This window comes from Mycobacterium sp. SMC-17 (genome assembly GCF_045310915.1).
Lineage (GTDB): Bacteria > Actinomycetota > Actinomycetes > Mycobacteriales > Mycobacteriaceae > Mycobacterium.
This window is the reverse complement of record NZ_JBJIAK010000040.1, coordinates 31,994-57,735: the sequence shown is the minus strand read 5'-3', so window position 1 is coordinate 57,735 and position 25,742 is coordinate 31,994. Positions and strand designations below refer to the sequence as shown.

Here is a 25,742-nt window from a genome sequence, read left to right as displayed (position 1 = left end):
AGACCAGACCTGCACACTTAGCAATAAGTTTAGGGAACTGGCACTAACCGGCCGAAAACTTACACACACCCAAAAAAACCAACGTGTGTAAACAAGAACATTGCACACCAACGTGCCTCGCAACCACAATCCACACCGAAGAATCACACAGACCACACCCCACCACCAAACAACCCACAGGGTTAACGCTGGTGGAGGCGTAAAATGAATAGAGTTACGGCGGCAACAGCGGCAGGGAAACGCCCGGTCCCATCCCGAACCCGGAAGCTAAGCCTGCCAGCGCCGATGATACTGCCCTGCACGGGCGGAAAAGTAGGACACCGCCGAACACAAATTAGGAATCACCCCCCACATTTATGTGGGGGGTGATTCTATTTGAGGAATTTCCATTTCTCGGCTCGGAAATGGCCCGCTGCCGGTGTCCGATTGCTTCGGCGCCGGTGTCTGGAGGGCGGGTTTCGCGAGCAAAGTTCGGCCAGTGACAGGTCGGGCCGTATTCTGACCTGAGATTTCGTAGGAAAGGTTCCAGTGGTCGACAACAGGCAGGGCGGCGATCGCCGCCCCTCGCGCAGAGACGACGGCGACGCACGACGCGGGCAGCGGCCGCAGCGTGACCGCGCGCAGGCCCCCAGGCGCCCCGGTTCAGATCGGAACGGCCGGCCGCCGCAGTCCCGTGATGGCGTGACGCCGTCCGATCGCCCGGCCGGCCCCCGGCTGCCCGACGATGTCGAAGCCAAGCAGCTCTCGCCCGAGGTCCGTCGTGAACTGACGACGCTCGACAAGGCGACCGCGGACTATGTGGCCAAGCACCTCGTCATGGCCGGCGACCTGCTGGAAGAAGATCCGGAAGCCGCCCTCGAGCACGCGCGTGCCGCGCGGAACCGGGCGTCGCGGATCGCGGCGATCCGGGAGGCCGTCGGCATCGCGGCATACCACTGTGGTGACTGGGCGCAGGCCCTTTCCGAGCTGCGTGCCGCCCGACGGATGGGCAGCAAGTCTCCGCTGCTGGCCCTCATCGCCGACTGTGAGCGAGGTGTCGGCCGTCCGGAGCGCGCCATCGAGTTGGGTCGCAGCCCCGAAGCCGAACAGCTCACCGGTGACGACGCCGACGAACTGAAGATCGTCCTGGCTGGTGCACGCTGCGATCTCGGCCAGCCGGCGCAGGCGCTGGCACTGCTGTCCAACCCGCCGCTGGATTCCACCCGGACGGGCCAGACGGCAGCTCGCCTGTTCTATGTATATGCCGAGACGCTGTTGGCTCTGGACCGCAAGGACGACGCACTCCAGTGGTTCCTGCATGCAGCAGCCGCGGACCTGGAAGGCGTCACGGACGCCGAGGACCGCGTCGCCGAATTGGGCTGACGTGACGACGCTGGCTCAGCTGCACGACTGCTTGCTCCTGGACCTCGACGGCACTGTCTTCCGTGGTCATGAGGCCACCGAAGGTGCGGTCGACGCCCTTGCCGCGGTCACGTCGCGCAAGCTTTATGTGACCAACAATGCGTCGCGAAGCCCGGCAGAGGTGGCGGACCACCTCGACGCGCTCGGCTTCTGCGCGCATGCCGACGACGTGGTGACCAGCGCCCAGAGTGCGGCGCACCTGCTCGCGCTACAGCTACCCGCGGGCGCCAAGGTTCTGGTCATCGGTACGGATGCGCTGGCCGCTGAGGTCGCCAATGCCGGCCTGCAGCCGGTACGGCAGTTCACCGACGGGCCGGTCGCGGTGGTCCAGGGGCATTCGCCCCAGACCGGGTGGGCCGACCTCGCCGAAGCGGCGCTGACCATCCGGGCCGGTGGCCTGTGGGTGGCGGCCAACAGCGACAAGACGCTGCCGTCGGAGCGGGGGCTGCTCCCGGGGAACGGCTCGATGGTCGCCGCACTGCAGACCGCCACCGAACAGGTGCCGCAGGTCGCCGGTAAGCCGCAGCCCACGTTGATGAACGACGCCCTGGCCCGCGGTCAGTATGGAACCCCGTTGGTCGTCGGCGACCGGCTCGACACCGATATCGCAGGGGCGAATGCCGCCGGACTGCCCAGCCTGATGGTGCTGACCGGGGTGAACACCGCCGCCGACATGGTGCACGCCGTCCCCGGCGAGCGTCCCGACTACCTGGCGCCCGACCTGCGCTCGCTGGCGGCGCCTGCGGATGCCTTGCGAGTCGGGCCGCACCCCGCGTGGCGGGTCGAGATGTCCGGCAACGAGGTCACCGTCCACGCCACCGGCGAACCCGTTGACGACGAACTGTCGGTGGTCCGCGCGACGGCCGGTGCCGTATGGTCCGGCGCCGTCTCGGGTCGGGTGCGCATCGCGGCCGGGGACGACACGGCACGCGCGGCATTGGATCGGTGGTCGCTGCTCGACGGCACCGATCCGCTAGCGTGAACATCGCTATGAGTACCGATCCTGACCAGATCCGCGAGGACATCGCGGTCCTGCTGTCCCATCTCCCGGATTTGTCCGGCGAGGGCGACGAGACACCGGACCTCGAGGCTGTCGCGGCGGGTTTGGACCACGCCCACAATCTGCTGGTCCGGGCCCTGGAATCGGTCGAGAAGGGGTGACGGGCACGTGACGCGACGCGCACGTGTTGATGCCGAACTCGTCCGGCGGGGGCTCGCCCGGTCTCGTCAACAAGCCGCCGAACTGATCGAGGCCGGCCGCGTGACCATCGACGGTATGCGGGCATCGAAAGCCTCGACGGCGGTGACTCCCGCGGCCAATCTCCTGGTCGCCGAATCCACCGAGCGCAGCTGGGTGTCCCGTGGCGCGCACAAGCTGATCGGGGCGCTCGACGCGTTCGGCGTCTCACCCGAGGGACGACGCTGCCTGGACGCCGGTGCGTCCACCGGCGGATTCACCGAGGTACTGCTGGACCGCGGAGCCCGCGAGATAGTCGCGGCCGACGTCGGCTACGGCCAGTTGGCCTGGTCGTTGCGCTCTGATGATCGCGTCATCGTCATGGAGCGGACGAACGTGCGGGAGCTGACGGCCGAGGCCATCGGTGGCCCGGTCGACCTGGTCGTGGCCGATCTGTCGTTCATCTCGTTGGCCACGGTCCTACCGGCACTGACCGCATGTGCGTCGGCCCTAGCCGATATCGTTCCCATGGTGAAGCCGCAGTTCGAGGTGGGCAAGGATCGAGTTGGAGCCGGTGGTGTGGTTTCCGACCCGGAATTGCGCGCCGATGCGGTGCTGACGGTCGCGCGGCGCGCCGCGGAACTCGGCTGGCATGCGGTCGACGTCACCGCCAGCCCACTGCCCGGCCCGTCGGGCAACGTCGAGTACTTCCTGCGGCTGCGGGCCACGACCGATCAACCGCTGCAGGGCGACGCGCTCGTCGCAGCCGTCGGCCGCGCGGTCGCCGAGGGGCCGCAGTGACGCGCGAACGCACCGTCCTGCTGGTGATCCACACCGGCCGCGACGAAGCCACCGAAACCGCAACCCGTGTCGAAAAAGTACTGGGCGACAACGGAATCGGTTTGCGCGTGCTCGCCGCCGAAGCCGTCGACCGGGGGGCTCTGCACCTGGCCCCGGACCACATGCGCGCGATGGGCGTCGACATCACGGTCGTCGATCCCGACAGCCATGCGGCCGAGGGCTGTGAACTGGTCCTGGTGCTCGGCGGTGACGGCACCTTCCTGCGGGCAGCCGAGCTGGCCCGCAATGCCGAGATCCCCGTGGTCGGGGTCAACCTCGGACACATCGGGTTCCTGGCGGAGGCCGAGGCCGAGGCCATCGACCATGTGCTCGAGCGCATCATCAACAAGGACTACCGGGTCGAAGAGCGGATGACGCTCGACATCGGGGTCCGCGTCGACGGTGAGATCGTGCAGCGCGGCTGGGCGCTCAACGAAGCCAGCCTGGAGAAGAGCAGCCGGTTCGGTGTGCTGAACGTGGTGCTCGAGGTCGACGGCCGTCCGGTCTCGGCGTTCGGCTGCGACGGCGTGCTGGTGTCGGCCCCCACTGGATCCACCGCCTATGCCTTCTCCGCGGGCGGCCCGATTCTGTGGCCCGACCTCGAAGCAATCCTGGTGGTACCCAACAACGCTCACGCCCTGTTCGCCCGTCCCATGGTGACCAGCCCCGACGCATCGATCGCGATCGAGGTCGAAGCGGGCAACAATGACGCCATGGTGTTCTGCGACGGCCGCCGCCAGATGGTGGTCCCGGCCGGTGGCCGGCTGGAGGTCACCCGCTGCGAAGTCTCGCTGAAATGGGTTCGACTCGACAGCGCCCCGTTCTCCGACCGTTTGGTGCGCAAATTCCGGTTGCCGGTGAAAGGGTGGCGCGGCCAGTAATGCTGACCGAGATTCGCATCGAGGCGCTCGGCGCCATCAGTGCGGCCACTGCCGAATTCGGCCGTGGTCTGACTGTGCTGACCGGCGAGACCGGTACCGGTAAGACCATGGTGGTCACCAGCCTGCACCTGTTGGGGGGCGCGCGCGCCGACCCCAGCCGGGTGCGTTCGGGTTCGGCCCGCGCTGTCGTCGAAGGCCGTTTCACCACAACCGAACTCGGCGACGGGGTGTCCGAGCGGGTCGATGAGATTCTCGAGGCCTCCGGCGCCGACCGCGATGACGACGGCAGCGTCATCGCCGCGCGTTCGGTGAGCAAGGACGGGCCGTCGCGCGCATACCTGGGTGGCCGGAGTGTGCCGGCGAAATCGCTGGCCACGTTCACCACGGAATTGCTTGCCTTGCACGGGCAGAATGATCAGCTGCGACTCATGCGTCCCGACGAGCAGCGCGGCGCGCTGGACCGCTACGTCGACGTGACCGGGCTGCTGGCCAAATACCGCAAGCTGCGGGACGAATGGCTCACTGCCCGACGAGATTTGATCGACCGCCGCAACCGGGCGCGGGATCTCGCCATGGAGGCGGACCGGCTGCAGTTCGGGCTGGGGGAGATCGACGCGGTGGCGCCGGAAGCCGGCGAGGACGACGCGTTGGTCGCCGACATCCGCCGGCTGTCCGAGCTGGATGCGCTGCGGGACGCCGCGCAGACGGCCCGCGCGGCGCTGTCCGGCGAACTCGGCGATGGCCCGTCGGACGACGCCACGTCGGCACTCGATGCCGCGGCGCAGGCCAAGTCGGTGTTGTCGGCGACGGACGACGCCGTGCTGCGTGCCCTCGGCGATCGCCTGGCCGAGGCGCTTGCGGTGATCGGTGACGTGTCCGGTGAACTCGGTGACTATCTTTCCGAATTGCCCAGCGACGCAAGCACTCTGGAATCCAAGCTGGCGCGCCAGGCTGAGCTGCGCAACCTCACCCGCAAGTACGCCGCGGACATCGACGGGGTACTGCAGTGGGCGGCCGACGCCCGGCAGCGGCTGTCGCAGCTCGACGTCTCGGAAGAAGCCCTGGCCGAACTGCAGAAACAGGTCGACGAACGGCACGACAAGGTGGTGCTGGCCGCCGCCGAGGTCACCAAGGCCCGCACCAAGGCGTCGAAGTCCCTGGCGAAGGCGGTGACCGCGGAGCTCGCCGGTCTGGCGATGGGCGGCGCCGGATTCAGCATCACGGTGTCACCGCTGGAGGCGCGCGCCGACGACAGCGCGCCGCTGACCTTGCCCGACGGCACCCTCGTGCATGCCGGGCACGACGGCGTCGACGCCGTCGAGTTCGGTTTCACGCCGCACAGCGGTTCGGACGTGCTGCCGCTGGCCAAGAGTGCGTCCGGTGGCGAGTTGTCGCGCGTGATGCTCGCCCTGGAAGTGGTGCTGTCGGCGTCCGCCGAAGGCACCACCATGGTGTTCGACGAGGTCGACGCCGGTGTCGGTGGCCGCGCCGCCGTGCAGATCGGCAAGCGCCTGGCCCGGCTGGCCCGTACCCACCAGGTCATCGTCGTGACGCACCTGCCGCAGGTCGCGGCCTACGGCGACGTGCACCTGGTGGTGGAGAGCGGCCCGAAGTCGAGCCGCGTGGTGCGCCTCGAGGACGAGGACCGGGTCGCTGAGTTGGCCCGCATGCTGGCCGGACTCGGCGACACCGACAGTGGTCGTGCGCATGCTCGCGAGCTGCTCGAGGCGGCGCAGCAGGAGCATGCGGCGCCTTAGGGGTTGGCGGGCGACAGCTCGGCCTGTCCCCATCTGAGTGGACTGACGTCTGTCAGCTCGATCACCTCATCCACGGTGAATTCCACCGAACATTGCGGGCCGTCGTCCCAGATGATCTCGGCGGTGCCGGTCAGCTGCAGCGTGGTCCCGGTCTGCCAGTCGGGGATCAGCAGTCCGGCGCGCGGGTTGGCGCTGATGTTGCCCAGCGTCATGAACATCGAATTGCCTCGGTAGTCCGGCCAGCGCAGCCGGTTCGGCGAAAGCACCTGCAGGAAGCCGGGATTGCCGCCGCGGTGCGACGCATCGGCGTTCCCGTCCGGATCGGCCGACCCGATGAAGAAGGTGTCGGTGCGGGCGACTACGCGCTGCAGACGCTCATCGAGGACGTCGGCGTGACGGACTTCCGGACGATGCGTCTCCTCGGCGACACCGTCGATGTACCTGCGCGAGATGTACTTCGGGCAGTTCGAGTACACCTGGTCGGGGTGGATACGGAGCCCGTCATCGGTCGGTTGGGCGACGCCGTTGACCCGCATGCGGCGCCGGGTCTGCGGTTCGATCGCGATCATGCCGACCTGCTGGCCCGGCCGGCGTACGACATCGTGCAGCGGATCGCCAGGCACGGGCAGGGCGTCGACCACGATGGTGTGGTCGTCGTCGGCGTGCACGAACCCGGCGGGGCCGGTGACCAAACTGGCCCAGACGCGGCCCGCGTCGTCTGTCGCGGCGAGGACCACCATGGGCTGCTCGGCCAGGAAGGCCGCCGCGGCGGCCGGAATCTCCGTACGGATCATCCGGCCGACGCGGACAGCGATCTCCGCCTGGCCCATGCGCCGCTGCACTTCCAGCTCACCGGCGTGGTAGGCAGTCATGGCGCGGCTCAGAAGAATCCGCAGGTGGGGGCGGCGCCGCTCGGTGCCGGAGCGGTCTCGGCGCCGCTCGGAGCGTAGATCTCCAGCCGGATGCCGTCGGGGTCGGTGAAGAAGATGCCGCCCGAGGCCGCGCCCTCGCCGTGTGCCACCACGCCGTCGTGGGCGAACGTCACGCCCAGCTCTTTGAGTGCGGCCTCCACCGTCTGAACCTGCTCGATGGTGTCGACCTGGAACGACAGGTGGTGCAGACCCGGGCTGCGGGTGGAGAACGCGCCGTCGCTCTGCTGCCACAACGTCAGCCGCAGGGTGCCCTCGGAACCCAGGAAGGCGAAGCGGTGGTCGCCCTCGTCGCTGATGCCGAGCTGTTCGAAACCCAAAGCACGCCGGTAGAAGTCGACGGATCGCGACAGGTCGGTGACGTTGAGCCCGACGTGGCCGGGGGCGAGCTTGGGGGTGATGGCGGTGGTCATCGGTTCCTCCGTTGTAACTGTTGATCTGACATTTGAAGGTTAGAATCGGAGGCGCAACGTGTCAACCACCAAAATGAAAATAGATGGTTAGTGGACTGTCGGGAGGCTGTCGATGCAGGAGAGGCGGTTAATCTCAGCTATGCGTGATCCGCGCCCGCACGTCGGCGAACCTCTCGCGCTGGATCTGCTGAACACCCGGTGGATGTCGGCGGAGGGGCCCCGGGATCTCCTGACCGACGTGGCGGGACTCCGATGTTGGTTGGTGGCCAACGGTCTCGACGATCGTTGTGAATCCGATGAGAAGACCCGCGCGGCCCTGCTGCGGGCGCGCGAAGCCATCCTGCAGGTGGTCACCGACGGCGCGGCCGACGAGTTGAACGCTGTCCTGGACCATGGCCGTATCCGGCGGTCCCTCGCGGAGTCCGGGCCGCACGACGATGTGGACGTGCCCCGATCCGAATGGCTGCCCGGTTGGCTCGCGGCCGACAACCTGCTGCAGCTGCTGGCGGAATCGGCCGGCCGGATCAAGCAGTGCGCGCACCCGCACTGCGTGCTGTGGTTCTACGACACGTCGAAGAACGGCGCCCGGCGCTGGCACTCGATGACCACGTGCGGCAACCGTGCCAAGGCCGCCCGGCACTATGCGGCGAAGCGAGATTGAGACCATTCGGCTGTTACGGATGTGACAAAAGAAAACTTCTGAGGCTGTTGTTACGGCGCGCCTCCACCTCTACTTGAGGGTTCATCGACAGAATCGACGCATGAAGATGGCAGCGCTGCTCACCCGAAATGCCGGACCGAAGCCGGGCGTGACTGGAACCGCCCGCGTTGACCGTGACATCGACCGACTGCTGCGACGCGTCGGCCCGGGGGACATCGTCGTTCTCGATGCACTCGACCTCGACCGCATCACCGCCGACGCGCTGGTGGAGGCCGAGGTCGCCGCCGTGGTGAACGCCTCGTCGTCGATCTCCGGCCGCTACCCGAACCTGGGGCCGGAAGTGCTTGTCGCCAACGGGGTTACGTTGATCGACGAGACCGGCCCGGAGGTCTTCAAGAAGGTCAAGGACGGCGCCAAGGTGCGGCTGCACAACGGCGGCATCTACAACGGCGACCGCCGTCTGGTCCTCGGCAACGAGCGCAACGACGAGCAGATCCACGAGATGATGCACGAGGCCAAGAGTGGCCTCGTGGCGCACCTGGAGGCGTTCGCCGGCAACACGATCGAGTTCATCCGCAGCGAGAGCCCGCTGCTGATCGACGGCATGGGCATCCCGGACATCGACGTCGACGTGAACCGCCGGCACGTCGTGGTGGTCACCGACGACCCGAGCGCCGAGGCTGACCTGAAGGCCATCAAGCCGTTCATCAAGGAGTACCAGCCGGTGCTCGTCGGTGTCGGCGCCGGCGCCGACACGCTGCGCAAGGCCGGCTACCGTCCCGCGCTGATCGTCGGCGATCCCGAGGAGATGAGCGCCGATGTGCTGCGGTCCGGTGCCCAGGTGGTGCTACCGGCCGACGCCGACGGCCACGCGAAAGGCCTTGAGCGCATTCAGGATCTGGGCGTCGGTGCCATGACGTTCCCGGCCGCCGGCTCGGCCGCGGACCTGGCGCTGCTGCTCGTCGACCATCACGGCGCCGCGCTGATCGTCACCGCCGGCCACCGCGCCAACATCGAAGAGTTCTTCGACCGCACACGGCAGTCCAGCACCCCGTCGACGTTCCTCACGCGCCTGAAGGTGGGGGAGAAGCTGGTCGACGCGAAAGCCGTTGCGACGCTGTACCGCAGCCGCGTCTCCGGCGGCGCCATCGCGCTGCTGGTCCTGGCGATGCTGGTCGCCGTCATCGTGGCGCTGTACGTCGCGCGCGCCGACGCCACCGTCCTGCACCTGGTGACCGACTACTGGAACCGCTTCCTGCTGTGGGCGCAGGGATTGGTGAGCTAGCCGGACGATGATTTCCCTACGCTCGCATGCGATCTCACTGGCCGCGGTGTTCCTGGCGCTGGCCATCGGGGTGATGCTCGGTTCCGGTCTGCTGTCCAACACGCTGCTGTCCGGACTTCGTGACGACAAACACGAGTTGCAGAACCAGATCAACAGCCTCACCGACGAGAAGAACGCACTGAACCAGAAGCTCAGTGCGGCAGGCGAGTTCGATGCCCAGATGTCGCCGCGCATGGTGCATGACGCGCTGGCGGGGAAATCTGTCGTGGTGTTCCGCACCCCGGACGCCGCCACCGACGACGTCGACGCGGCCGCGAAACTGATTGCGGCCGCCGGGGGTTCGGTGACGGGAACCATCGCGCTGACGCAGCAGTTCGTGGACGCCAACGCCTCGGAGAAGCTCCTGTCGGTGGTGAACTCGCCGATCGTGCCGGCCGGACGTCAGCTGAGCACCCGGACCGTCGACCAGGGCTCGCAGGCCGGTGACCTGCTGGGCATCACGCTGCTGCGCGACCGCAACCCGGCGATCCTGCCCGTCGACGACATGCAGCGCGACACCGTGCTCGCGACGCTGCGTGACACCGGGTTCGTCACCTACGGCTCGCAGCGCATCGGGGTCGCCGACAGCGCACTGATCGTCACCGGCGGCGCCCTGGGCGATGACGCCGGCAACCGGGGAGCCACGGTGGCCCGCCTGGCCTCGGGCCTGGCGCCGCACGGCGCGGGCACGCTGGTGGCCGGCCGGGACGGCTGCGCGTCGGGCACCGCGGCCGTCGCCGTCGTGCGTTCGGATGCCGGGCTGTCCGGCGCGGTCGGCACCGTCGACGACGTCAACAGCCAAGCCGGCCGGATCACCACGGTCCTGTCGCTGCAGCAACTCATCGCCGGCGGCCATCCGGCGCAGCTCGGTATCGGTCGTGGCGCCAGCTCGGTGACGGTCCTGCAGTAATTCGAGTCGCAGCGCGCCGTGGTGACCGTCACCGGCGCGTCAGTCCCAGCTCGGGCCGGTCGGTGATAGGGTGAAATTCCGTGGGTCGGCAGGCCCCAGGTAGCTCAACCGCTACGTTGCCCCATCACCACGGAGGTCGTTCTTGGCATCGCTACGCAGGCACCCACAGGCCGCGACGAAGCACATTTTTGTCAGCGGCGGGGTCGCTTCCTCGCTCGGTAAGGGTCTGACCGCCAGCAGTCTTGGCCAATTGCTCACCGCGCGTGGTCTGCACGTGACGATGCAGAAGCTGGACCCGTATCTCAACGTCGACCCCGGCACCATGAACCCGTTCCAGCACGGCGAGGTGTTCGTCACCGAGGACGGCGCCGAGACCGACCTGGACATCGGCCACTACGAGCGCTTCCTGGACCGCAACCTGTCGCGGTCGGCGAACGTCACCACCGGCCAGGTGTACTCCGAGGTCATCGCCAAGGAGCGTCGCGGCGACTACCTCGGCGACACGGTCCAGGTGATCCCGCACATCACCGACGAGATCAAGAGCCGCATCCTCGAGATGGCGCTGCCCGACGCCCAGGGCAAGCGCCCCGACGTGGTGATCACCGAAATCGGCGGCACCGTAGGCGATATCGAGTCGCAGCCGTTCCTGGAGGCGGCCCGCCAGGTCCGTCACGACGTCGGCCGGGAGAACGTCTTCTTCCTGCACGTGTCACTGGTGCCGTACCTGGCCCCGTCGGGCGAGCTGAAGACCAAGCCCACCCAGCACTCGGTGGCCGCGCTGCGCAGCATCGGTATCACGCCGGACGCGCTGATCCTGCGCTGCGACCGCGATGTGCCGGAGCCGCTGAAGAACAAGATCGCGCTGATGTGCGACGTCGACATCGACGGCGTCATCTCGACACCGGACGCCCCGTCGATCTACGACATCCCCAAGGTGCTGCACCGCGAGGAGCTCGACGCCTACGTGGTGCGCCGGCTCAACCTGCCGTTCCGCGACGTGGACTGGTCGGAGTGGGACGACCTGCTGCGCCGCGTGCACGAGCCCAAGGAGACGGTGCGAATCGCCTTGGTGGGCAAGTACATCGACCTGTCCGACGCGTACCTGTCGGTGGCCGAGGCGCTGCGCGCCGGTGGGTTCGCCCACCACTCGAAGGTCGAGATCCGCTGGGTCGCCTCCGATGACTGCGAGACCGAGCAGGGTGCGGCCGCCGCACTCGGCGACGTGCACGGCGTGCTGATCCCGGGTGGCTTCGGCATCCGTGGCATCGAGGGCAAGCTCGGCGCCATCAGCTACGCCCGCCGCCAGCGGCTGCCGCTGCTCGGCCTGTGCCTCGGATTGCAGTGCATCGTCATCGAGGCCGCGCGGTCCGTCGGCATCAGCGGCGCCAACTCGGCGGAGTTCGACGAGCACACGCCGGACCCGGTGATCGCCACCATGGCCGACCAGCTCGACGCGGTGGCCGGTGAGGCCGACCTCGGCGGCACCATGCGCCTCGGTGCGTATCCGGCCGTGCTGCAGGCGGATTCGATCGTGGCCAAGGCCTACGACGCGACCGAGGTCTCCGAACGCCACCGGCACCGCTACGAGGTGAACAACGCCTACCGCGACCGCATCTCCGAGAGCGGGCTGAAGTTCTCCGGCACGTCGCCGGACGGCCAGCTGGTCGAGTTCGTCGAGTATGACGCCGACCTGCACCCGTTCCTGGTCGGCACGCAGGCGCACCCGGAGCTCAAGAGCCGCCCGACGCGTCCGCACCCCCTGTTCGCGTCGTTCATCGGAGCGTCGCTGGACTACAAGGCGGCCGAACGCCTGCCGCTCGAGGAGATCGACTCCGAGGTGCACGGCGCCGGATCGCATGCGGAGGGTTCGGACGAGGATGCCGAGCAGCTGCAAGAATCCCGTGGCTGACCACGATTTCGCCACGCTTTCGAGCGAAACCGTCTATGTAGGAAAGATTTTCGCGTTGCGGGCCGACGAGGTCGCGATGCCCGGTGGTGGCTCGGCGCGCCGTGAGGTGGTCGAGCACTACGGGGCGGTCGCGGTGGTCGCGCTCGACGACGACGGGAACCTGGTACTGGTGTACCAATATCGGCACCCGATCGGGCGGCGGCTGTGGGAGCTGCCCGCCGGGCTGCTCGATATGGGTGACGAGCCGCCGCACGTCACCGCGGCGCGCGAACTCGAAGAGGAAACCGGCCTGGCTGCCGCACACTGGCAGCTGCTGCTCGATGTCGACTCGACGCCCGGATTCAGCGACGAGAGCGTGCGGATCTTCCTGGCGACCGGGCTGACCGACATCGGCCGGCCGCACGCGCACGACGAAGAAGCGGACCTGGTGGTCAAGCGGGTGCCGCTGGCCGATGCCGTGCGGATGGTGTTCGACGGCGAGATCGTCAATGCCCTTGCGGTGGCCGGGATTCTCGCGGCCGCCCACCGGCCGGCCGAGCTGCGGCCGCTCGACGCGCCGTGGATCGACCGCCCGTCCGCACTGCGCACCCGGCGGGAACAGGACTGATGACGGCCGCGGCGTCAGCGGGGGTCCGGTCGCGACTGGAGCAGCAGGTCCAGGGCTACCTGAACCACCTCAGCATCGAGCGGGGCGTCGCGGCCAACACGCTGAGTTCCTATCGGCGTGACATCCGGCGGTACACCGCCCATCTGGCCGGCCGCGGCATCGATGACCTGCGCGCCGTCACCGAGACCGACGTCAGTGAGTTCCTCGTCGCGCTGCGTCAGGGCGATCCCGACAACGGCGTCGTCGCGTTGTCCTCGGTCTCGGCCGCGCGGGCCGTCATCGCGGTGCGTGGGCTGCACAAGTTCGCCGCCGCCGAAGGTCTCGCCGACGCCGACGTCGCCCGCGGTGTGAAGCCACCGACACCGGGCCGACGGCTGCCCAAGAGCCTCAGCTACGACGACGTCATCGCGCTGCTGGACGGCGCGGGCGGCGACAGTGACGCCGACAATCCGCTGACGTTGCGCAACCGCGCGCTGCTGGAACTGCTGTATTCGACCGGGGCGCGCATCTCCGAGGCGGTCGGCCTCGACCGTGACGACGTCGACACCGAGTCCCGGTCGGTGATGCTGCACGGCAAGGGCGGCAAGCAGCGGCTGGTGCCCATCGGCCGGCCCGCCGTCACGGCACTGGATGCCTACCTGGTGCGGGGCCGTCCCGATCTGGCGCGCCGCGGCAAGGGCACGCCCGCGATCTTCCTCAACGCGCGCGGCGGCCGGTTGTCGCGGCAGAGCGCGTGGCAGGTGCTGCAGGACTCCGCCGAGCGGGCCGGCATCACCGCCGCGGTCTCGCCGCACACGCTGCGCCACTCGTTCGCCACGCACCTGCTCGAAGGCGGCGCCGACGTGCGCGTCGTGCAGGAACTGCTCGGCCACGCGTCCGTCACCACCACGCAGATCTACACGCTGGTGACCGTCAGCGCGCTACGCGAAGTGTGGGCGGGGGCGCACCCGCGCGCCAGATAAGAACGACGATCGGCCGGGGCTAGCATCCGGTCATGGCGTTCTACGACATCATCGAGACGACCGGCAAGGTGATCGACGCCGTCGGTGTCGCCGTGATCGTCGGCGGTGCCGTGATCGCCCTGGCCGCCACGTTCGGTCGGATGCGTGGTTCAGAGGGCGGCGCCTACGACGCGTTCCGGCGCCAGCTCGGCCGCTCGATCCTGCTGGGGCTCGAATTCCTCGTCGCGGCCGACATCATCCGCACCGTGGCCGTCACGCCGACCGCGCAAAGCGTCGCGGTGCTGGCCGGCATCGTCGCCATCCGGACCTTCCTGAGCTTCTCGCTGCAGGTCGAGATGACCGGCTCGTGGCCGTGGCAGCGCCCGGTCAAGGCGGCGGACGACGCTCAGCCCAGGTAGTCGGACTCGAGCACCAGGTCAGGCAGCGTTTTTCTGGTATTCGACGTGGGTGGGGTGTTCCTGCGTGTGCCACAGCTTGCCCTCCTGATCCCGCATGTACGCGCGGTAGGCCGGAGCGCCGGGCACCTTCACGTTGTCCGCCACGACGATCGCGCCGCGGTGCAGCCAGCCCCGCGCCAGGATCGACTCCAGGTCCTTGAGGTAGGCCGCCTTGTCGTGGTCGATGAACACGAAATCGAGGTTGCCCGGCCCGAATCCATGACCGGCCAGCGTGTCGAGCGTCGCGCCGCCGTCGCCGATGGTGCCGACGACGCACGTGATCCGGTCCGCGACGCCGGCGTGGGCCCAGATGCGGCGGGCGATCTCCGCGTTGTCGGCAGACAGTTCGACGGTGAAGACGTGCGCGTCCGGCACGGTTCGGGCCATGAGCAGCGCGCTGTAGCCGCAGTAGGTGCCGAGCTCGAGAATGCGCGACGGGTTGGCCCGGATGAGCGCGGACTCGAGGAGTTGGCCTTTTTCGTCACCGACGTTGACGAGCATCGACTGTTCGCGGGCGAACGTGTCGATGGTCGCGAGGACATGATCGACGTCGCCGCGGCGGGCGTTCGCTTCCACATAGGCGGCCGCGGCGGCCTCGCGGCCGTCGCCCCACTGTCCGGTCTGGACGAACTTTCGCATCCCCAGCGCCATCCGGACGAAGGACCACCGTCGCTTCCAGCTCATGGCAGTCACATTAGGACAGCGGGTCTGCCGTCGTCAGCGGCGTGGCACCGTTAAACTTGCCCGGATGTTCGCTATGGGAGTCACGCCGCTGATCGGCGACGCATGACCGATGTCCCAACAGGCGTGGGGGGCCTGAGCCCGGTGGAGCCGGTTTCGTTGCCGCTTCATGTCGATGCCTCGTCCGCGACCGCAGATCCGGAACCCGCGATCGGCCTGACCGGACGTCCCGCCCGACACATCCCCGAGCCCAAACCCAAGAGCGTGCACGGCCCGGCCAAGGTCATCGCGATGTGCAACCAGAAGGGCGGCGTCGGCAAGACCACGTCAACCATCAATCTGGGCGCCAGCCTGGCCGAATACGGCCGCCGCGTGCTGCTGGTCGACCTCGATCCGCAGGGCGCGCTGTCCGCCGGCCTCGGCGTCCCGCACTACGAGCTCGAGCACACCGTGCACAACCTGCTCGTCGAGCCGCGGGTGTCGATCGACGACGTGCTCATCAACACCCGGGTCAAGGGCCTGGACCTGGTGCCCAGCAACATCGACCTGTCCGCCGCCGAGATTCAGCTGGTCAACGAGGTCGGCCGCGAGCAGACGCTGTCCCGCGCGCTGTATCCCGTGCTGGACCGCTACGACTATGTGCTGATCGACTGCCAGCCGTCGCTCGGGCTGCTCACGGTGAACGGGCTGGCCTGCGCCGACGGCGTCATCATCCCGACCGAATGCGAGTTCTTCTCGTTGCGCGGTCTCGCGTTGCTGACCGACACCGTCGACAAGGTGCGCGACCGGCTGAACCCCAAACTCGACATCAGCGGGATCCTGATCACCCGGTACGACAACCGCACCGTCAACGCGCGCGAGGTCATGGCCCGGGTGGTCGAGCGCTTCGGCGATCTCGTGTTCGACACCGTAATCAGTCGCACCGTGCGCTTCCCGGAGACCAGCGTCGCCGGTGAACCGATCACCACCTGGGCCCCGAAATCCGGTGGCGCCCAGGCGTACCGGGCGTTGGCGTGCGAGGTCATCGACCGGTTCGGCGCGTGATTTCGGAGGTCGACGCTCCCGACAGTGCTGGGGGCGCGGCGCCGGAGGATCCGGCGACCGACCAGCCGGACGAGAAGAAAGCCGGCTTCCAGGTCCGGCTCAACAATTTCGAGGGCCCTTTCGACCTGCTGCTGCAGCTGATCTTCGCGCACCGACTCGACGTCACCGAAGTGGCGTTGCACCAGGTCACCGACGAGTTCATCGCGTACACCAAGGAGATCGGCAGCCAGCTCGAGCTGGATGAGACGACGGCGTTCCTGGTCGTCGCGGCGACTCTCCTGGATCTGAAGGCCGCCCGGCTGCTGCCCGCCGCCGAGGTCCACGACGAGGACGACCTGGCCCTGCTCGAAGTGCGCGACCTGCTGTTCGCGCGGCTGCTGCAATACCGGGCCTTCAAGCACGTCGCGTTGATGTTCGCCGAGCTCGAGGCCGCGGCGATGCGCAGCTACCCGCGGGCCGTCACGCTGGAGGACCGGTTCACCGAGCTGCTGCCTGAGGTGATGCTCGGCGTCGACGCCGACCGGTTCGCCCAGATCGCGGCGGCCGCGTTCACACCGCGTCCGGTGCCGTCGCTGCGCGTCGACCACCTGCACGTGCAGGCGGTGTCGGTGCCCGAGCAGGCCATGAAACTGATGGGGCTGCTGGAGAGTCGCGGCATCGGGGAGTGGGCGTCGTTCACCGACCTGGTCGCCGACTGTGACGGCGGCATGGAGATCGTCGGGCGGTTCCTGGCGCTATTAGAGCTCTACCGGGCCAAGGCGGTAAACTTCGAGCAGATTGAACCGCTTGGAGTGCTGCAAGTTTCGTGGACCGGGGAGCGGCCGACGAACGAGCATCTGGCAGCGGCGGTGGAAGAAGACCAATGACGGACAACGACGCGGTGATTGCCGCGGATAGCAGCGTGGGCGAGGGCGTCGAGCCTGACGCTGGTGTGACCGACGACGCCGCTGCCGCCGAGGGTGACGAACTCGACACCGAGATCAGCGATGACGAGCTCGGGTGCGCGCTGGAGGCCCTGCTACTGGTGGTCGACACCCCGGCGCCGGTCGACTCTCTGGCGACCGCTCTGGACGAAACCATCGAGCGTGTCGAGGACAAGCTGCGCCGGATGGCCGCCGAACTGGCCGAGCGCGGCAGCGGCATCGACCTGCGCGAGGCCGGTGGCGGCTGGCGGATGTACACCCGGGCCCGGTACGCGCCCTATGTCGAGCGGCTGATTCTCGACGGCGCCCGGTCCAAGCTGACCCGGGCGGCGCTGGAGACCCTTGCGGTCGTCGCCTACCGGCAGCCGGTGACCCGCGCCCGGGTCAGTGCGGTGCGTGGCGTCAACGTCGACGCCGTGATGCGGACCCTCGCCGCCCGCGGCCTCATCATCGAAGCCGGCACCGATGCCGACAGTGGTGCAACGACTTTCGCCACGACGGAATTGTTCCTGGAGCGGCTCGGGTTGACCTCGCTGAGCGAGCTGCCGGAACTCGCCCCGCTGTTGCCGGATGTCGACGTCATCGACGACATCACTGAAACGCTCTCTGAGGAGCCGCGTTTCGCCAAACTCGGCGGAACCCCTGCGCCGGCTGCAGAGCCGGCCAAATTCGACGTAGATCGGGACTGACATGACCAACGAAGAAGGCGTGCGACTGCAGAAGGTGTTGTCGCAGGCGGGAATTGCTTCTCGTCGCGTCGCCGAGCGGATGATCCTGGACGGGCGGGTGGAGGTCGACGGCCAGATCGTCACCGAACTCGGTACCCGGGTGCACCCCGATCGCCAGGTGGTCCGGGTGGACGGCACCCGGGTTCTCGTCGACGAGGATTTGGTGTACCTCGCGCTGAACAAGCCAAAAGGTATGCACTCCACCATGTCTGACGACCAGGGCCGGCCCTGTATCGGTGACCTGGTCGAGCACCGCGTGCGCGGCAACAAGAAGCTCTTCCATGTCGGCCGGCTCGATGCCGACACCGAAGGGCTGATCCTGCTGACCAACGACGGCGAGCTGGCCCACCGGTTGATGCACCCGCGGTACGAGGTGTCCAAGACGTACCTGGCCACCGTGCAGGGGACCGTGCCGCGTGGGCTGGGCAAGAAGGTGCGCGAGGGCGTGGAACTGGACGACGGCCCGGTCTACGTCGACGAGTTCGCGGTGGTCGACATGGTCGCCGGCAAGTCGTTGGTGAAGATCGTGCTGCACGAGGGCCGCAATCGCATCGTGCGCCGGCTGATGGCCGAGGTGGGTTTCCCGGTGAAGGAACTGGTGCGCACGCACATCGGCACGGTGGCGCTGGGGGACCAGCGCGTCAACAGCCTGCGGGCGCTCACGCGCAAGGAAGTCGGCGAGCTGTACCAGGCGGTGGGCCTGTGAACGCGCTCGTCATCGCCATCGACGGCCCGGCGGGCACCGGGAAGTCCTCGGTGTCAACGGGTTTGGCGCATGCACTCGGCGCCAACCACATCAACACCGGCGCGATGTACCGCATCGTGACGCTGGCGGTACTGCGCGCCGGCATCGACCCGGCCGACGCCGATGCCGTCGTCGCGGTGTGTGAGAAGACGGAGTTCTCCGTCAGCTTCGACCCGGACCACGACACCTCGTACCTGGCGGGCGAGGACGTTTCGGATGAGATCCGCGGCGAGGCGGTGACTCTCGCCGTATCGGCCGTGTCGGCGATCCCGGCCGTGCGGACCATCCTGGTGCAGCGGCAGCGGGAGTTGATCGCGGAAGCCGGTTCGGTCGTCGTCGAGGGCCGCGACATCGGCACCGTCGTCAAGCCGGACGCCGATCTCAAGATTTTCCTGACCGCCTCGGCCGAGGAGCGCGCCCGTCGGCGCAATGCGCAGAACGTCGCAAACGGTCTGGGCGACAACTACGAAGCGGTGCTGGCCGATGTCCAGCGCCGGGACCATCTGGACTCGACGCGCGCGGTCTCGCCGCTGCAGGCCGCCGATGATGCGATCGTCGTCGATTCCAGTGATATGACCCAGGCTGGTGTGGTGGCACATCTGCTGGATCTCGTGCAGCAGAAGGTAGGTGTGCGTCAATGAGTGACGACGATGGTGTGTGGTTCGACGAAGGTGACTGGGAGATCGGCTCGGAAGGATTCGAGGCCGAGGTCGACGAGTACGCCGGACCCCCGCCCGTGGTGGCCGTGGTCGGCCGCCCGAATGTCGGCAAATCGACTCTGGTGAACCGCATCCTGGGCCGTCGCGAAGCGGTGGTGCAGGACATCCCGGGCGTGACGCGCGACCGCGTGTCCTACGACGCGCAGTGGGTCGGGCGCCGGTTCGTGGTGCAGGACACCGGCGGCTGGGAACCCGACGCCAAGGGCCTGCAGATGCTGGTCGCCGAGCAGGCCACCGTGGCCATGCGCACCGCCGACGCGATCATTCTCGTGGTCGACGCGGTGGTCGGGGCGACCGCGGCCGACGAGGCCGCCGCCAAGCGCCTGCAGCGCTCCGGCAAGCCGGTCTTCTTGGCGGCCAACAAGGTTGACAACGAGAAGATCGAATCCGAGGCCGCGGCGCTGTGGTCGCTGGGGCTGGGACAGCCGCACTCGATCAGCGCGATGCACGGCCGCGGCGTGGCCGACCTGCTCGACAGCGTGCTCGAGGTGCTGCCCGAGGTCTCCGAGACGTCCGGCGGGACCGGCGGTCCGCGCCGTGTCGCGCTGGTCGGCAAGCCCAACGTCGGCAAGAGCTCGCTGCTGAACAAGCTGTCGGGCGACGAGCGGTCCGTCGTGCACGACGTCGCCGGCACCACGGTGGACCCCGTCGACTCGCTGATCGAATTGGACGGCAAGACTTGGCGTTTCGTCGACACCGCCGGTCTGCGCCGTAAGGTCGGCCAGGCCAGCGGGCACGAGTTCTACGCCTCGGTGCGCACGCACGGCGCGATCGATGCCGCCGAGGTCGCGATCATGCTGATCGACGCCTCTCAGCCGCTGACCGAACAGGATCTGCGGGTGCTGTCAATGGTCATCGAGGCCGGGCGTGCGCTCGTCATCGCGTTCAACAAGTGGGACCTGGTCGACGAAGACCGGCGATACCTGCTGGACAAGGAGATCGAGCGCGAGCTGGTGCAGGTGCAGTGGGCGCCGCGCGTGAACATCTCGGCGAAAACCGGTCGGGCCGTGCAGAAGTTGGTGCCGGCGCTGGAGACCTCGCTGGCGTCGTGGGACGCCCGTATCCCGACCGGACGGCTCAACACCTTCCTCAAGGAGATCGTGGCGGCCACGCCGCCGCCGGTGCGCGGTGGCAAGCAGCCACGCATCCTGTTCGCCACCCAGGCGGCATCGCGGCCGCCGACCTTCGTGCTGTTCACCACGGGCTTCCTGGAGGCCGGCTACCGCCGCTTCATCGAGCGCCGGCTGCGTGAAGAGTTCGGCTTCGAGGGCAGCCCGATCAAGATCAACGTGCGGGTGCGGGAGAAGCGCGGGGCCAAGCGCTAGTCGCCGACGCGCCGCCGGACCCGTTTAGGGTCCGGCGGGAGGTCTGAGGTAGGCTTTCCAACCGTTGCCGGTTCGTCCGGCAGCGCCGCGGGCTGTGGCGCAGCTTGGTAGCGCACTTGACTGGGGGTCAAGTGGTCGCAGGTTCAAATCCTGTCAGCCCGACAAAGTTTTTGCAGGTCAAAGGCCTCGCGGTGGCCTGGATGGCCCCGTCTTCCTGCCACTCCCACCCGAGGACACCTTGATGGCGATCGCCGATGTCTCTGCCTACGTACACCTCAGCCGTGAAGACGTCGAAGAGATCGGCTACGAACTCGACGTGATCCGCCGGGACGTCGAGGAGTCGCTCGGGGCGAAGGACTCGGCGTACATCCGGCGGGTGATCCATTTTCAGCGGGCGCTCGATGTCGCGGCGCGGCTGATGATCGCCGGGAGCCGGTCCAAGGTCGGCTGGGTCGCCGGCACGTGCGCGCTGGCGTATGCGAAGTCGGTCGAGAACATGGAGCTCGGCCACAACATCTCCCACGGCCAGTGGGATTGGATGAACGACCCGGAAATCCACTCCAATACCTGGGAGTGGGACATGGTCGGACATTCGGCGCAGTGGCGGTACTCGCACAACTATCGGCATCACGTCTACACCAACGTGCTCGGCATGGACGAGGACATCGGTTACCGCCTGCTACGGGTGACGACCGACCAGCCGTGGCGGTGGGCGCATTTGTTTGCCCCGCTCGGAAACCTGGTGCTGGCAGCGACGTTCGAATGGGGTATCGCCCTGCACGGCCTGCACTCGGAGCGGCTCCGGGGTGAGACGCCAGACGCTGTCGCGGTGGAGGAGCGGAAATTCCTCGCCAAGAGCGCGCGCCAGCTGGCCAAGGACTATGTGTTCTTCCCGGCGCTCAGCCTGCGCCGGTGGCGTCGCACGCTGGCGGCCAATGCCACCGCGAATGTGCTCCGGAACCTGTGGGTGTACGTGAACATCATTTGCGGGCACATCCCCGACGGGGCCGAGACGTTCGACCCGGCGGTGGTCAAGGACGAGACTCGCGGCGAATGGTATCTGCGACAGATTCTCGGGACGGCGAACTTCAACGCAGGCCCGCTGCTGGCGTTCTCGGGTGGGCACCTGTGCTACCAGATCGAGCATCACCTGTTCCCTGATCTGCCGAGCAGCCGGTTGCCTGAAGTGAGCGTCCGGGTCCGGGAACTGTGCGAGAAGTACGACCTGCCCTACAACACGGCATCGCTTCCGCGCCAGTACTTTCGGACGCAACGGATCATCCACGGGTTGGCGCTGCCCGACTGGCTGCTGCGCGTGGGACGGCGGCGGCGCGGCTAGGTTCTCGGGGTCTTCGGGGCGCTGCCGGGTTGGTGGTCCCGTGCGCAGCTTCAACGCCGGGTGCGGCGCACTCAATGCGTCTAGCCTGACGCCATGACCGTGAACTCGAAGGTTTCGCGCTCCTGGCTGCTCGTCAATCCGTCCCGAGAGCCTGATCTCGGGGAGCTGCTGTCGACCACGAAATCCGACGAGGTGATCCTCGATCTCGAGGACGCCGTCGCTCCCGACGAGAAGGAAGCGGCCCGGGAGCGAGTCATCGACTTCCTGAGCTCCGGGGCCCAGGCGTGGGTCCGGGTCAACGATGCGTCGAGTGATTTCTGGTCTGCCGACTGCCGCGCGCTGGCGGAGTGCCGCGGGCTGAAGGGCGTCGTGCTGGCCAAGACGGAGGGCGGAAATCACATGTGGGATACCGCGAACCGGCTCGGGGGCGAATCGCGGGTGATCGCGTTGATCGAAACGGCGCGCGGGCTGGCGCGCGTACACGACATCGCCGCGGCGCGCCCGTGCTTCCGCATCGCGTTCGGCGTCAATGACTACACGCTGGACATCGGCGTCGAGCAGGACCCGTTGGCTCTGGCCTACAGCCGTTCCCAGCTGGTCGTCGCGTCGCGGGCGGCGCACATCCCAGGTCCGATCGACGGGCCCACCCGCGACCCGGATCAGCTGGCCGAGGGCGTGGCGCTCACCCGGCAGATGGGTATGACGGGCAAGCTCGCGCTGCGTTCGTCTGACGCCGAGACCATCAACGCCGGACTGAGCCCCTCCGAATCGGACATCGGCTGGGCGCGCGAGTTCGTCGAGCAGTTCAACGCCCGCGGCGGAAAACCGAAGGACGGCAGCGACTTACCCCGATTGAACCGCGCGCGGATCATCCTCGAGAAGGCGCGCCAACTCCGGCTGATACCGAACTGAGGCGTCAGGTCAGCGGGACCCATCCCCGCGGGTCGACGTCCGTGGGTACAGCACGGACGTAGAAGCAGTTGCTGAATCCCATTGCACCTTCGCAGTGGTTGAAGATGCCGTTGCCGTCGGCTTGCCCGTCGCAGTAGCCACCCCAAGGGGTGTTGAAACACTGTCCTGGCGTGGCGTGGGCGACGCCGATGGGGCTGAGTGCGAGCGCGGCGGCAGCGATTGCGAGTGCGATTTTCATCAGCCCATCCCTCCTTCTGTCATGAGGTTTGATCTGTCGCGGGGCACTGGTGAATTTGCCTTCACCTGGCCCATATAGCTTCCGATGGTAGGCCGACTTCCGGAGTGCCGGCACCGTTATGTGTGCAGGCGAACAGCGGTCTGCGGGGGCCTCACGAGACGGATGTGACACGTGAGGTGTATGGGGATTTTGTGGGTGTGACAGTGCGCAATTGTCGGCGGCACCAACAGGTTTCGATGTGGCGGCGTCTGTGGCCTCATCCGGTGGAAGCTTGGGCCCCGCGGCCCGCCACGACCTACGCGGCACCCGCTCCGGCGGGGTCGCGTACGTTCTTAGCGAAGAAGAATCCGTCAGCATTCAACGAAAGCCAACATGTCCCAGGATCAGAACACCGACGTCCCGCCGAATCACCTCTCCATCGATCCGCGTAGCCCGTTCTTCAATGAAGAGGCGCTCCTGCGCGACGTGGGTATCCGCTTCAATGGCGTCGAGCGAACCAACGTCGTCGAATACAACGTGGCCGAGGGCTGGGTGCGTGTGGAGGTCCCCACCGCCAAGGACCGCCGCGGAAACCCGATGGTCGTCAAGCAGAGCGGCACGGTCGAACCGTATTTCCGCACAGCCAAGTAGCGGACGCCCCGTGGACACCACCGATGCCCCCACGATCACCGCAGCGGTGCCGGGGTCCTTCGAGTGGGAGGTGTTCCATGAGCGTCACCCAAAGCTGATTCGCCAGGTACTGGACACCACGCCCTACACGTCCGCCGAAGAGGCGATGCTGCAGCAGCTGCTCGTCGAGAGCACCACCGGCGTCCTCGAGCCGTTGCCCGAGCATGCTCATGACCGGGATGAGTGGCTCGCCTGGGGAGACGACGTCTACGGACGCCCCTGGGGCGAGGTGCCGTTCCTGTGGAGCGAGAGCTATTTCTACCGCCGGCTGCTCGACGCCGTCGGTTACTTCGGGGCCGGGGCCTGGCGCGGAGTCGACCCGTTCGCGCCGGTCAAGACCGCCGAGCTGACGGGGCCGGAGGTCGACGACGAGTTGCGTGCCTTCGCCGACCTGGCCGACGCGGCGGAGCACCAGCCGCGCCAGACTCTGCTGGTGGCCGCGCTGTGGGGTAACCGCGCCGACCTCAGCTTCCAACTCCAAAAGGGCGCCGGTGCCGCAGACGCGCGCTCGGAGGGCATCCTCGTCGACGACAGCCCCGTGCTGTGGTCTGCGCTCCGCGCGCAGGACAACCCGACCGTCTGCGTCGTCGCCGACAACGCAGGCCGCGAACTGCTGGCGGATCTCGTCCTGATCGACAGCCTGCTCTGTCAGCGCCTGGCTGCCGAGATCGTGCTGTACGTCAAGCCGTATCCCTACTACGTGTCGGACGCGACGACGGCCGATGTCCTGGCTGTCATCCGACGCTTGCGGGCCGACGCACATCCGCCGATCGGGAAGGCCGGCGACCGGCTGTGGAACGCTGTGCGCAGCGGCCGGCTCACGGTGCGCACCCACAAGTTCTTCTGTGCACCGCTGTCGTTCCACGACATGCCCCACGACCTCACCGCCGAATTCGCCGGCGCCACAATGACTGTGATGAAAGGCGACCTCAACTATCGGCGCCTCGTCGGCGACCGATACTGGCCCGCCACAACACCGTTCGACCAGACCGTCGACTACTTTCCGTCTCCGGTGACGGCACTGCGGACACTCAAATCGGAAGTTGTCGTCGGCCTGACATCCGAGCAACTTGCCGAACTCGATACCGCCGGACAGGGGTGGCGGACCAGCGGCGGGTACGGGGTGATCCAAGCCTGGGTGGAGTAGGGATTCAGACGACCACCGGACTGGGCTGCGGAACTGACACCGATCCGCTGATGAGTCGTTCCCGCATCCACCGCGTGCCGGCCTCGAGCTCGAACGGCGCGTAGTGCGGGTTCGGGTTACTGGCCAGGAACACCGCGCCGCTGATCATTGCCTTGATCACCGCGAACACTTCGTCGAAGGGCGCATGGAGCGTGAAGGCGATCTGCCCGGCGAGGGAGAACGGGTTGCTGATCCCGTCGTTCATCACCGCCTGGTAGACAGCGGCTTTGACCGCGCTCGCCTGGTCGTCACGGTTCTCGGCGAAGATGTCGCCTTCACGGTAGACATCCATCCAGTGGTCCGGCTTGGCGGGGAAGCCGGGCAAGCCGAATCGCTGGAGCGGGTCCAGGCCGTGCGTGCCGGTCACTGTCACCCCTGGTCTGGCCCACGGCGCGATCGAATCGGTCTGTCGGCACGGGTTGGCGTACGCCAGAACGCCTTTGAGGTCCGCGGTGCGCCACGCCAGCGGCTGACCGGGGCGCAGGTAACGGAAGTAGAAGTACGATCCCACGATCGCGCCCTGGGAGTAGACGCCGAGCGACCAGGGTGTGCCCTGCGGGAACGGCACGCCGTTGTCCATCTGGGTGGCGCCGAGCAGCCGGGCGAGCTCGTTGATACCGCTCTCGTTGTCGAATGGCAGCGCTCCGTTGTTGTAGCCGATGGGCTGGTGATGGCAAAGGCCCTCGGTCTCAAGGGTTGTCGCGGTGTCGGCCACCGGTCCTCTGAACATGTCCGACAGGTGACCTTCGACCGTGAACATGATCGGTCGCAGATTCCGTGGCGGCGGCACGTAGTGGGCCGCCTGCGCTGTCGTCTCGTCGAAGACGCCGGTCTGGGGTAACCCCAGGCGCCGTTGCATCTCGGTGACCGCGGCGACTGCGCCGTCACCATAAACCCGGTCCTTCGCCGGCGCGTACGCGCGGTACTGGCGCTGGAACCAGGCCTGCCAGTATTCGATTTCGGTGCCATGGGCCCCGGGCCCGTACGGTAGCGGCATCGGAGTGCTCCCTTCTTGTCACGTCGCG

The 25,742-nt window shown here is 67.7% G+C and carries 27 protein-coding genes, 1 tRNA gene, 1 rRNA gene and 1 pseudogene; 25 read left to right on the top strand and 5 right to left on the bottom strand.

The annotated features are described in order from the left end of the window. Window positions 1-215 precede the first annotated feature (215 nt). The 7 genes from rrf (at window position 216) to recN (ending at window position 6,056) form a co-directional block, all read left to right on the top strand. Window positions 216-329, top strand: a 5S ribosomal RNA gene (rrf, locus tag ACJH7A_RS22285). Window positions 330-528: 199 nt separating this feature from the next. Next, the gene (locus tag ACJH7A_RS22280; protein ID WP_212814166.1) at window positions 529-1,362 is read left to right on the top strand and encodes a tetratricopeptide repeat protein; all 834 of its coding nucleotides are present in this window, start codon (window positions 529-531) and stop codon (window positions 1,360-1,362) included. A gap of 1 nt (window position 1,363) precedes the next feature. Beyond that, entirely contained in the window at window positions 1,364-2,383 is a 1,020-nt protein-coding gene (locus ACJH7A_RS22275) for an HAD-IIA family hydrolase (protein WP_212814168.1), read from the top strand. Window positions 2,384-2,391: 8 nt separating this feature from the next. Next, the gene (locus ACJH7A_RS22270; RefSeq protein ID WP_090562517.1) at window positions 2,392-2,562 is read left to right on the top strand and encodes a hypothetical protein; all 171 of its coding nucleotides are present in this window, start codon (window positions 2,392-2,394) and stop codon (window positions 2,560-2,562) included. A gap of 7 nt (window positions 2,563-2,569) precedes the next feature. After that, window positions 2,570-3,379: a TlyA family RNA methyltransferase gene (locus ACJH7A_RS22265; protein ID WP_212814170.1), complete on the top strand. Its 810-nt coding sequence runs from the start codon at window positions 2,570-2,572 to the stop codon at window positions 3,377-3,379. Next, the gene (locus ACJH7A_RS22260; protein WP_020100018.1) at window positions 3,376-4,299 is read left to right on the top strand and encodes an NAD kinase; all 924 of its coding nucleotides are present in this window, start codon (window positions 3,376-3,378) and stop codon (window positions 4,297-4,299) included. The genes ACJH7A_RS22265 and ACJH7A_RS22260 overlap by 4 nt, the downstream gene beginning before the upstream one ends. Next, window positions 4,299-6,056, top strand: a complete 1,758-nt coding sequence (gene recN, locus ACJH7A_RS22255) for a DNA repair protein RecN (RefSeq protein ID WP_212814770.1) — start codon at window positions 4,299-4,301, stop codon at window positions 6,054-6,056. Before ACJH7A_RS22260 ends, recN begins: the two co-directional genes overlap by 1 nt. Here recN and ACJH7A_RS22250 read toward each other — a convergent pair. Both ACJH7A_RS22250 and ACJH7A_RS22245 read right to left on the bottom strand, forming a co-directional pair. Then, window positions 6,053-6,928 (bottom strand): pyridoxamine 5'-phosphate oxidase family protein, encoded by an 876-nt coding sequence (locus ACJH7A_RS22250; RefSeq protein ID WP_406776119.1) that lies wholly within the window; start codon window positions 6,926-6,928, stop codon window positions 6,053-6,055. The genes recN and ACJH7A_RS22250 overlap by 4 nt on opposite strands. An 8-nt stretch (window positions 6,929-6,936) precedes the next feature. Further along, complete coding sequence (locus tag ACJH7A_RS22245; RefSeq protein ID WP_212814172.1) at window positions 6,937-7,398, bottom strand: VOC family protein; 462 nt, start codon at window positions 7,396-7,398, stop codon at window positions 6,937-6,939. Between the two features lie 139 nt (window positions 7,399-7,537). Here ACJH7A_RS22245 and ACJH7A_RS22240 point away from each other — a divergent pair, with 139 nt between their 5' ends. The 7 genes from ACJH7A_RS22240 to ACJH7A_RS22210 all read left to right on the top strand — a co-directional run bounded on the left by ACJH7A_RS22240 (window position 7,538) and on the right by ACJH7A_RS22210 (window position 14,169). Further along, complete coding sequence (locus tag ACJH7A_RS22240) at window positions 7,538-8,059, top strand: CGNR zinc finger domain-containing protein (protein WP_212814174.1); 522 nt, start codon at window positions 7,538-7,540, stop codon at window positions 8,057-8,059. Between the two features lie 100 nt (window positions 8,060-8,159). Continuing rightward, a complete protein-coding gene (steA, locus tag ACJH7A_RS22235; RefSeq protein ID WP_212814175.1) occupies window positions 8,160-9,344 on the top strand; it encodes a putative cytokinetic ring protein SteA in 1,185 nt (394 codons plus the stop codon). Between the two features lie 7 nt (window positions 9,345-9,351). Next, on the top strand, window positions 9,352-10,293 hold the full coding sequence (locus ACJH7A_RS22230; protein ID WP_318984871.1) for a copper transporter: 942 nt from the start codon (window positions 9,352-9,354) through the stop codon (window positions 10,291-10,293). 142 nt (window positions 10,294-10,435) lie between these two features. After that, window positions 10,436-12,202: a CTP synthase gene (locus ACJH7A_RS22225; protein WP_212814180.1), complete on the top strand. Its 1,767-nt coding sequence runs from the start codon at window positions 10,436-10,438 to the stop codon at window positions 12,200-12,202. Beyond that, window positions 12,195-12,809, top strand: a complete 615-nt coding sequence (locus tag ACJH7A_RS22220; RefSeq protein WP_318984872.1) for an NUDIX hydrolase — start codon at window positions 12,195-12,197, stop codon at window positions 12,807-12,809. The genes ACJH7A_RS22225 and ACJH7A_RS22220 overlap by 8 nt, the downstream gene beginning before the upstream one ends. Beyond that, window positions 12,809-13,771 carry a site-specific tyrosine recombinase XerD gene (gene xerD, locus ACJH7A_RS22215; protein ID WP_318984873.1) on the top strand — a complete coding sequence of 321 codons (963 nt, stop codon included), beginning with the start codon at window positions 12,809-12,811 and terminating at the stop codon, window positions 13,769-13,771. Before ACJH7A_RS22220 ends, xerD begins: the two co-directional genes overlap by 1 nt. 32 nt (window positions 13,772-13,803) lie before the next feature. Next, complete coding sequence (locus ACJH7A_RS22210) at window positions 13,804-14,169, top strand: DUF1622 domain-containing protein (protein WP_064986775.1); 366 nt, start codon at window positions 13,804-13,806, stop codon at window positions 14,167-14,169. Here the strand turns inward: ACJH7A_RS22210 and ACJH7A_RS22205 are convergent. Beyond that, a pseudogene (locus ACJH7A_RS22205) lies at window positions 14,157-14,892 on the bottom strand (O-methyltransferase). The gene ACJH7A_RS22210 and the pseudogene ACJH7A_RS22205 overlap by 13 nt on opposite strands. Before the next feature lie 156 nt (window positions 14,893-15,048). Between ACJH7A_RS22205 and ACJH7A_RS22200 the strand changes: the two are divergent. The 9 genes from ACJH7A_RS22200 to ACJH7A_RS22160 all read left to right on the top strand — a co-directional run bounded on the left by ACJH7A_RS22200 (window position 15,049) and on the right by ACJH7A_RS22160 (window position 22,624). Further along, on the top strand, window positions 15,049-15,933 hold the full coding sequence (locus ACJH7A_RS22200) for a ParA family protein (RefSeq protein WP_406802704.1): 885 nt from the start codon (window positions 15,049-15,051) through the stop codon (window positions 15,931-15,933). Beyond that, the gene (locus ACJH7A_RS22195; protein ID WP_406776139.1) at window positions 15,933-16,799 is read left to right on the top strand and encodes a segregation/condensation protein A; all 867 of its coding nucleotides are present in this window, start codon (window positions 15,933-15,935) and stop codon (window positions 16,797-16,799) included. Before ACJH7A_RS22200 ends, ACJH7A_RS22195 begins: the two co-directional genes overlap by 1 nt. After that, on the top strand, window positions 16,796-17,545 hold the full coding sequence (scpB, locus tag ACJH7A_RS22190; RefSeq protein WP_406802701.1) for an SMC-Scp complex subunit ScpB: 750 nt from the start codon (window positions 16,796-16,798) through the stop codon (window positions 17,543-17,545). The genes ACJH7A_RS22195 and scpB overlap by 4 nt, the downstream gene beginning before the upstream one ends. Before the next feature lies 1 nt (window position 17,546). Further along, window positions 17,547-18,290 carry a pseudouridine synthase gene (locus ACJH7A_RS22185; protein ID WP_212814190.1) on the top strand — a complete coding sequence of 248 codons (744 nt, stop codon included), beginning with the start codon at window positions 17,547-17,549 and terminating at the stop codon, window positions 18,288-18,290. After that, window positions 18,287-18,970 carry a (d)CMP kinase gene (cmk, locus tag ACJH7A_RS22180; protein ID WP_064986779.1) on the top strand — a complete coding sequence of 228 codons (684 nt, stop codon included), beginning with the start codon at window positions 18,287-18,289 and terminating at the stop codon, window positions 18,968-18,970. Before ACJH7A_RS22185 ends, cmk begins: the two co-directional genes overlap by 4 nt. Beyond that, window positions 18,967-20,373, top strand: coding sequence for a ribosome biogenesis GTPase Der (gene der, locus ACJH7A_RS22175; RefSeq protein WP_212814193.1), 1,407 nt, complete (start codon window positions 18,967-18,969; stop codon window positions 20,371-20,373). The genes cmk and der overlap by 4 nt, the downstream gene beginning before the upstream one ends. Before the next feature lie 88 nt (window positions 20,374-20,461). Next, window positions 20,462-20,535 (top strand) — tRNA-Pro (locus ACJH7A_RS22170). A gap of 79 nt (window positions 20,536-20,614) precedes the next feature. After that, the gene (locus ACJH7A_RS22165) at window positions 20,615-21,712 is read left to right on the top strand and encodes an acyl-CoA desaturase (protein ID WP_212814196.1); all 1,098 of its coding nucleotides are present in this window, start codon (window positions 20,615-20,617) and stop codon (window positions 21,710-21,712) included. 93 nt (window positions 21,713-21,805) lie between these two features. Beyond that, window positions 21,806-22,624, top strand: a complete 819-nt coding sequence (locus ACJH7A_RS22160; RefSeq protein ID WP_212814198.1) for a CoA ester lyase — start codon at window positions 21,806-21,808, stop codon at window positions 22,622-22,624. 4 nt (window positions 22,625-22,628) lie between these two features. Here ACJH7A_RS22160 and ACJH7A_RS22155 read toward each other — a convergent pair whose 3' ends face one another. Continuing rightward, window positions 22,629-22,862 (bottom strand): hypothetical protein, encoded by a 234-nt coding sequence (locus tag ACJH7A_RS22155; RefSeq protein ID WP_073696419.1) that lies wholly within the window; start codon window positions 22,860-22,862, stop codon window positions 22,629-22,631. Window positions 22,863-23,234: 372 nt separating this feature from the next. Here ACJH7A_RS22155 and ACJH7A_RS22150 point away from each other — a divergent pair, with 372 nt between their 5' ends. Further along, the gene (locus ACJH7A_RS22150; RefSeq protein WP_212814200.1) at window positions 23,235-23,492 is read left to right on the top strand and encodes a DUF3297 family protein; all 258 of its coding nucleotides are present in this window, start codon (window positions 23,235-23,237) and stop codon (window positions 23,490-23,492) included. A gap of 10 nt (window positions 23,493-23,502) precedes the next feature. Further along, a complete protein-coding gene (locus ACJH7A_RS22145) occupies window positions 23,503-24,678 on the top strand; it encodes a damage-control phosphatase ARMT1 family protein (RefSeq protein ID WP_406802699.1) in 1,176 nt (391 codons plus the stop codon). Between the two features lie 4 nt (window positions 24,679-24,682). On the opposite strand, the gene ACJH7A_RS22140 is transcribed toward ACJH7A_RS22145, so the two are convergent. Continuing rightward, window positions 24,683-25,714: a peptidoglycan-binding domain-containing protein gene (locus ACJH7A_RS22140; RefSeq protein ID WP_244872876.1), complete on the bottom strand. Its 1,032-nt coding sequence runs from the start codon at window positions 25,712-25,714 to the stop codon at window positions 24,683-24,685. Between the last annotated feature and the right edge of the window lie 28 nt (window positions 25,715-25,742).

Coding starts and splice junctions, on each gene's coding strand:
- ACJH7A_RS22270 (WP_090562517.1), top strand. CDS start 2,392: ATGAGTACCGATCCTGACCAGATCCGCGAGGACATCGCGGTCCTGCTG.
- recN (WP_212814770.1), top strand. CDS start 4,299: ATGCTGACCGAGATTCGCATCGAGGCGCTCGGCGCCATCAGTGCGGCC.
- ACJH7A_RS22250 (WP_406776119.1), bottom strand. CDS start 6,928: ATGACTGCCTACCACGCCGGTGAGCTGGAAGTGCAGCGGCGCATGGGC.
- ACJH7A_RS22245 (WP_212814172.1), bottom strand. CDS start 7,398: ATGACCACCGCCATCACCCCCAAGCTCGCCCCCGGCCACGTCGGGCTC.
- ACJH7A_RS22240 (WP_212814174.1), top strand. CDS start 7,538: ATGCGTGATCCGCGCCCGCACGTCGGCGAACCTCTCGCGCTGGATCTG.
- steA (WP_212814175.1), top strand. CDS start 8,160: ATGAAGATGGCAGCGCTGCTCACCCGAAATGCCGGACCGAAGCCGGGC.
- ACJH7A_RS22230 (WP_318984871.1), top strand. CDS start 9,352: ATGATTTCCCTACGCTCGCATGCGATCTCACTGGCCGCGGTGTTCCTG.
- xerD (WP_318984873.1), top strand. CDS start 12,809: ATGACGGCCGCGGCGTCAGCGGGGGTCCGGTCGCGACTGGAGCAGCAG.
- ACJH7A_RS22210 (WP_064986775.1), top strand. CDS start 13,804: ATGGCGTTCTACGACATCATCGAGACGACCGGCAAGGTGATCGACGCC.
- scpB (WP_406802701.1), top strand. CDS start 16,796: ATGACGGACAACGACGCGGTGATTGCCGCGGATAGCAGCGTGGGCGAG.
- ACJH7A_RS22185 (WP_212814190.1), top strand. CDS start 17,547: ATGACCAACGAAGAAGGCGTGCGACTGCAGAAGGTGTTGTCGCAGGCG.
- der (WP_212814193.1), top strand. CDS start 18,967: ATGAGTGACGACGATGGTGTGTGGTTCGACGAAGGTGACTGGGAGATC.
- ACJH7A_RS22165 (WP_212814196.1), top strand. CDS start 20,615: ATGGCGATCGCCGATGTCTCTGCCTACGTACACCTCAGCCGTGAAGAC.
- ACJH7A_RS22160 (WP_212814198.1), top strand. CDS start 21,806: ATGACCGTGAACTCGAAGGTTTCGCGCTCCTGGCTGCTCGTCAATCCG.
- ACJH7A_RS22155 (WP_073696419.1), bottom strand. CDS start 22,862: ATGAAAATCGCACTCGCAATCGCTGCCGCCGCGCTCGCACTCAGCCCC.
- ACJH7A_RS22150 (WP_212814200.1), top strand. CDS start 23,235: ATGTCCCAGGATCAGAACACCGACGTCCCGCCGAATCACCTCTCCATC.
- ACJH7A_RS22140 (WP_244872876.1), bottom strand. CDS start 25,714: ATGCCGCTACCGTACGGGCCCGGGGCCCATGGCACCGAAATCGAATAC.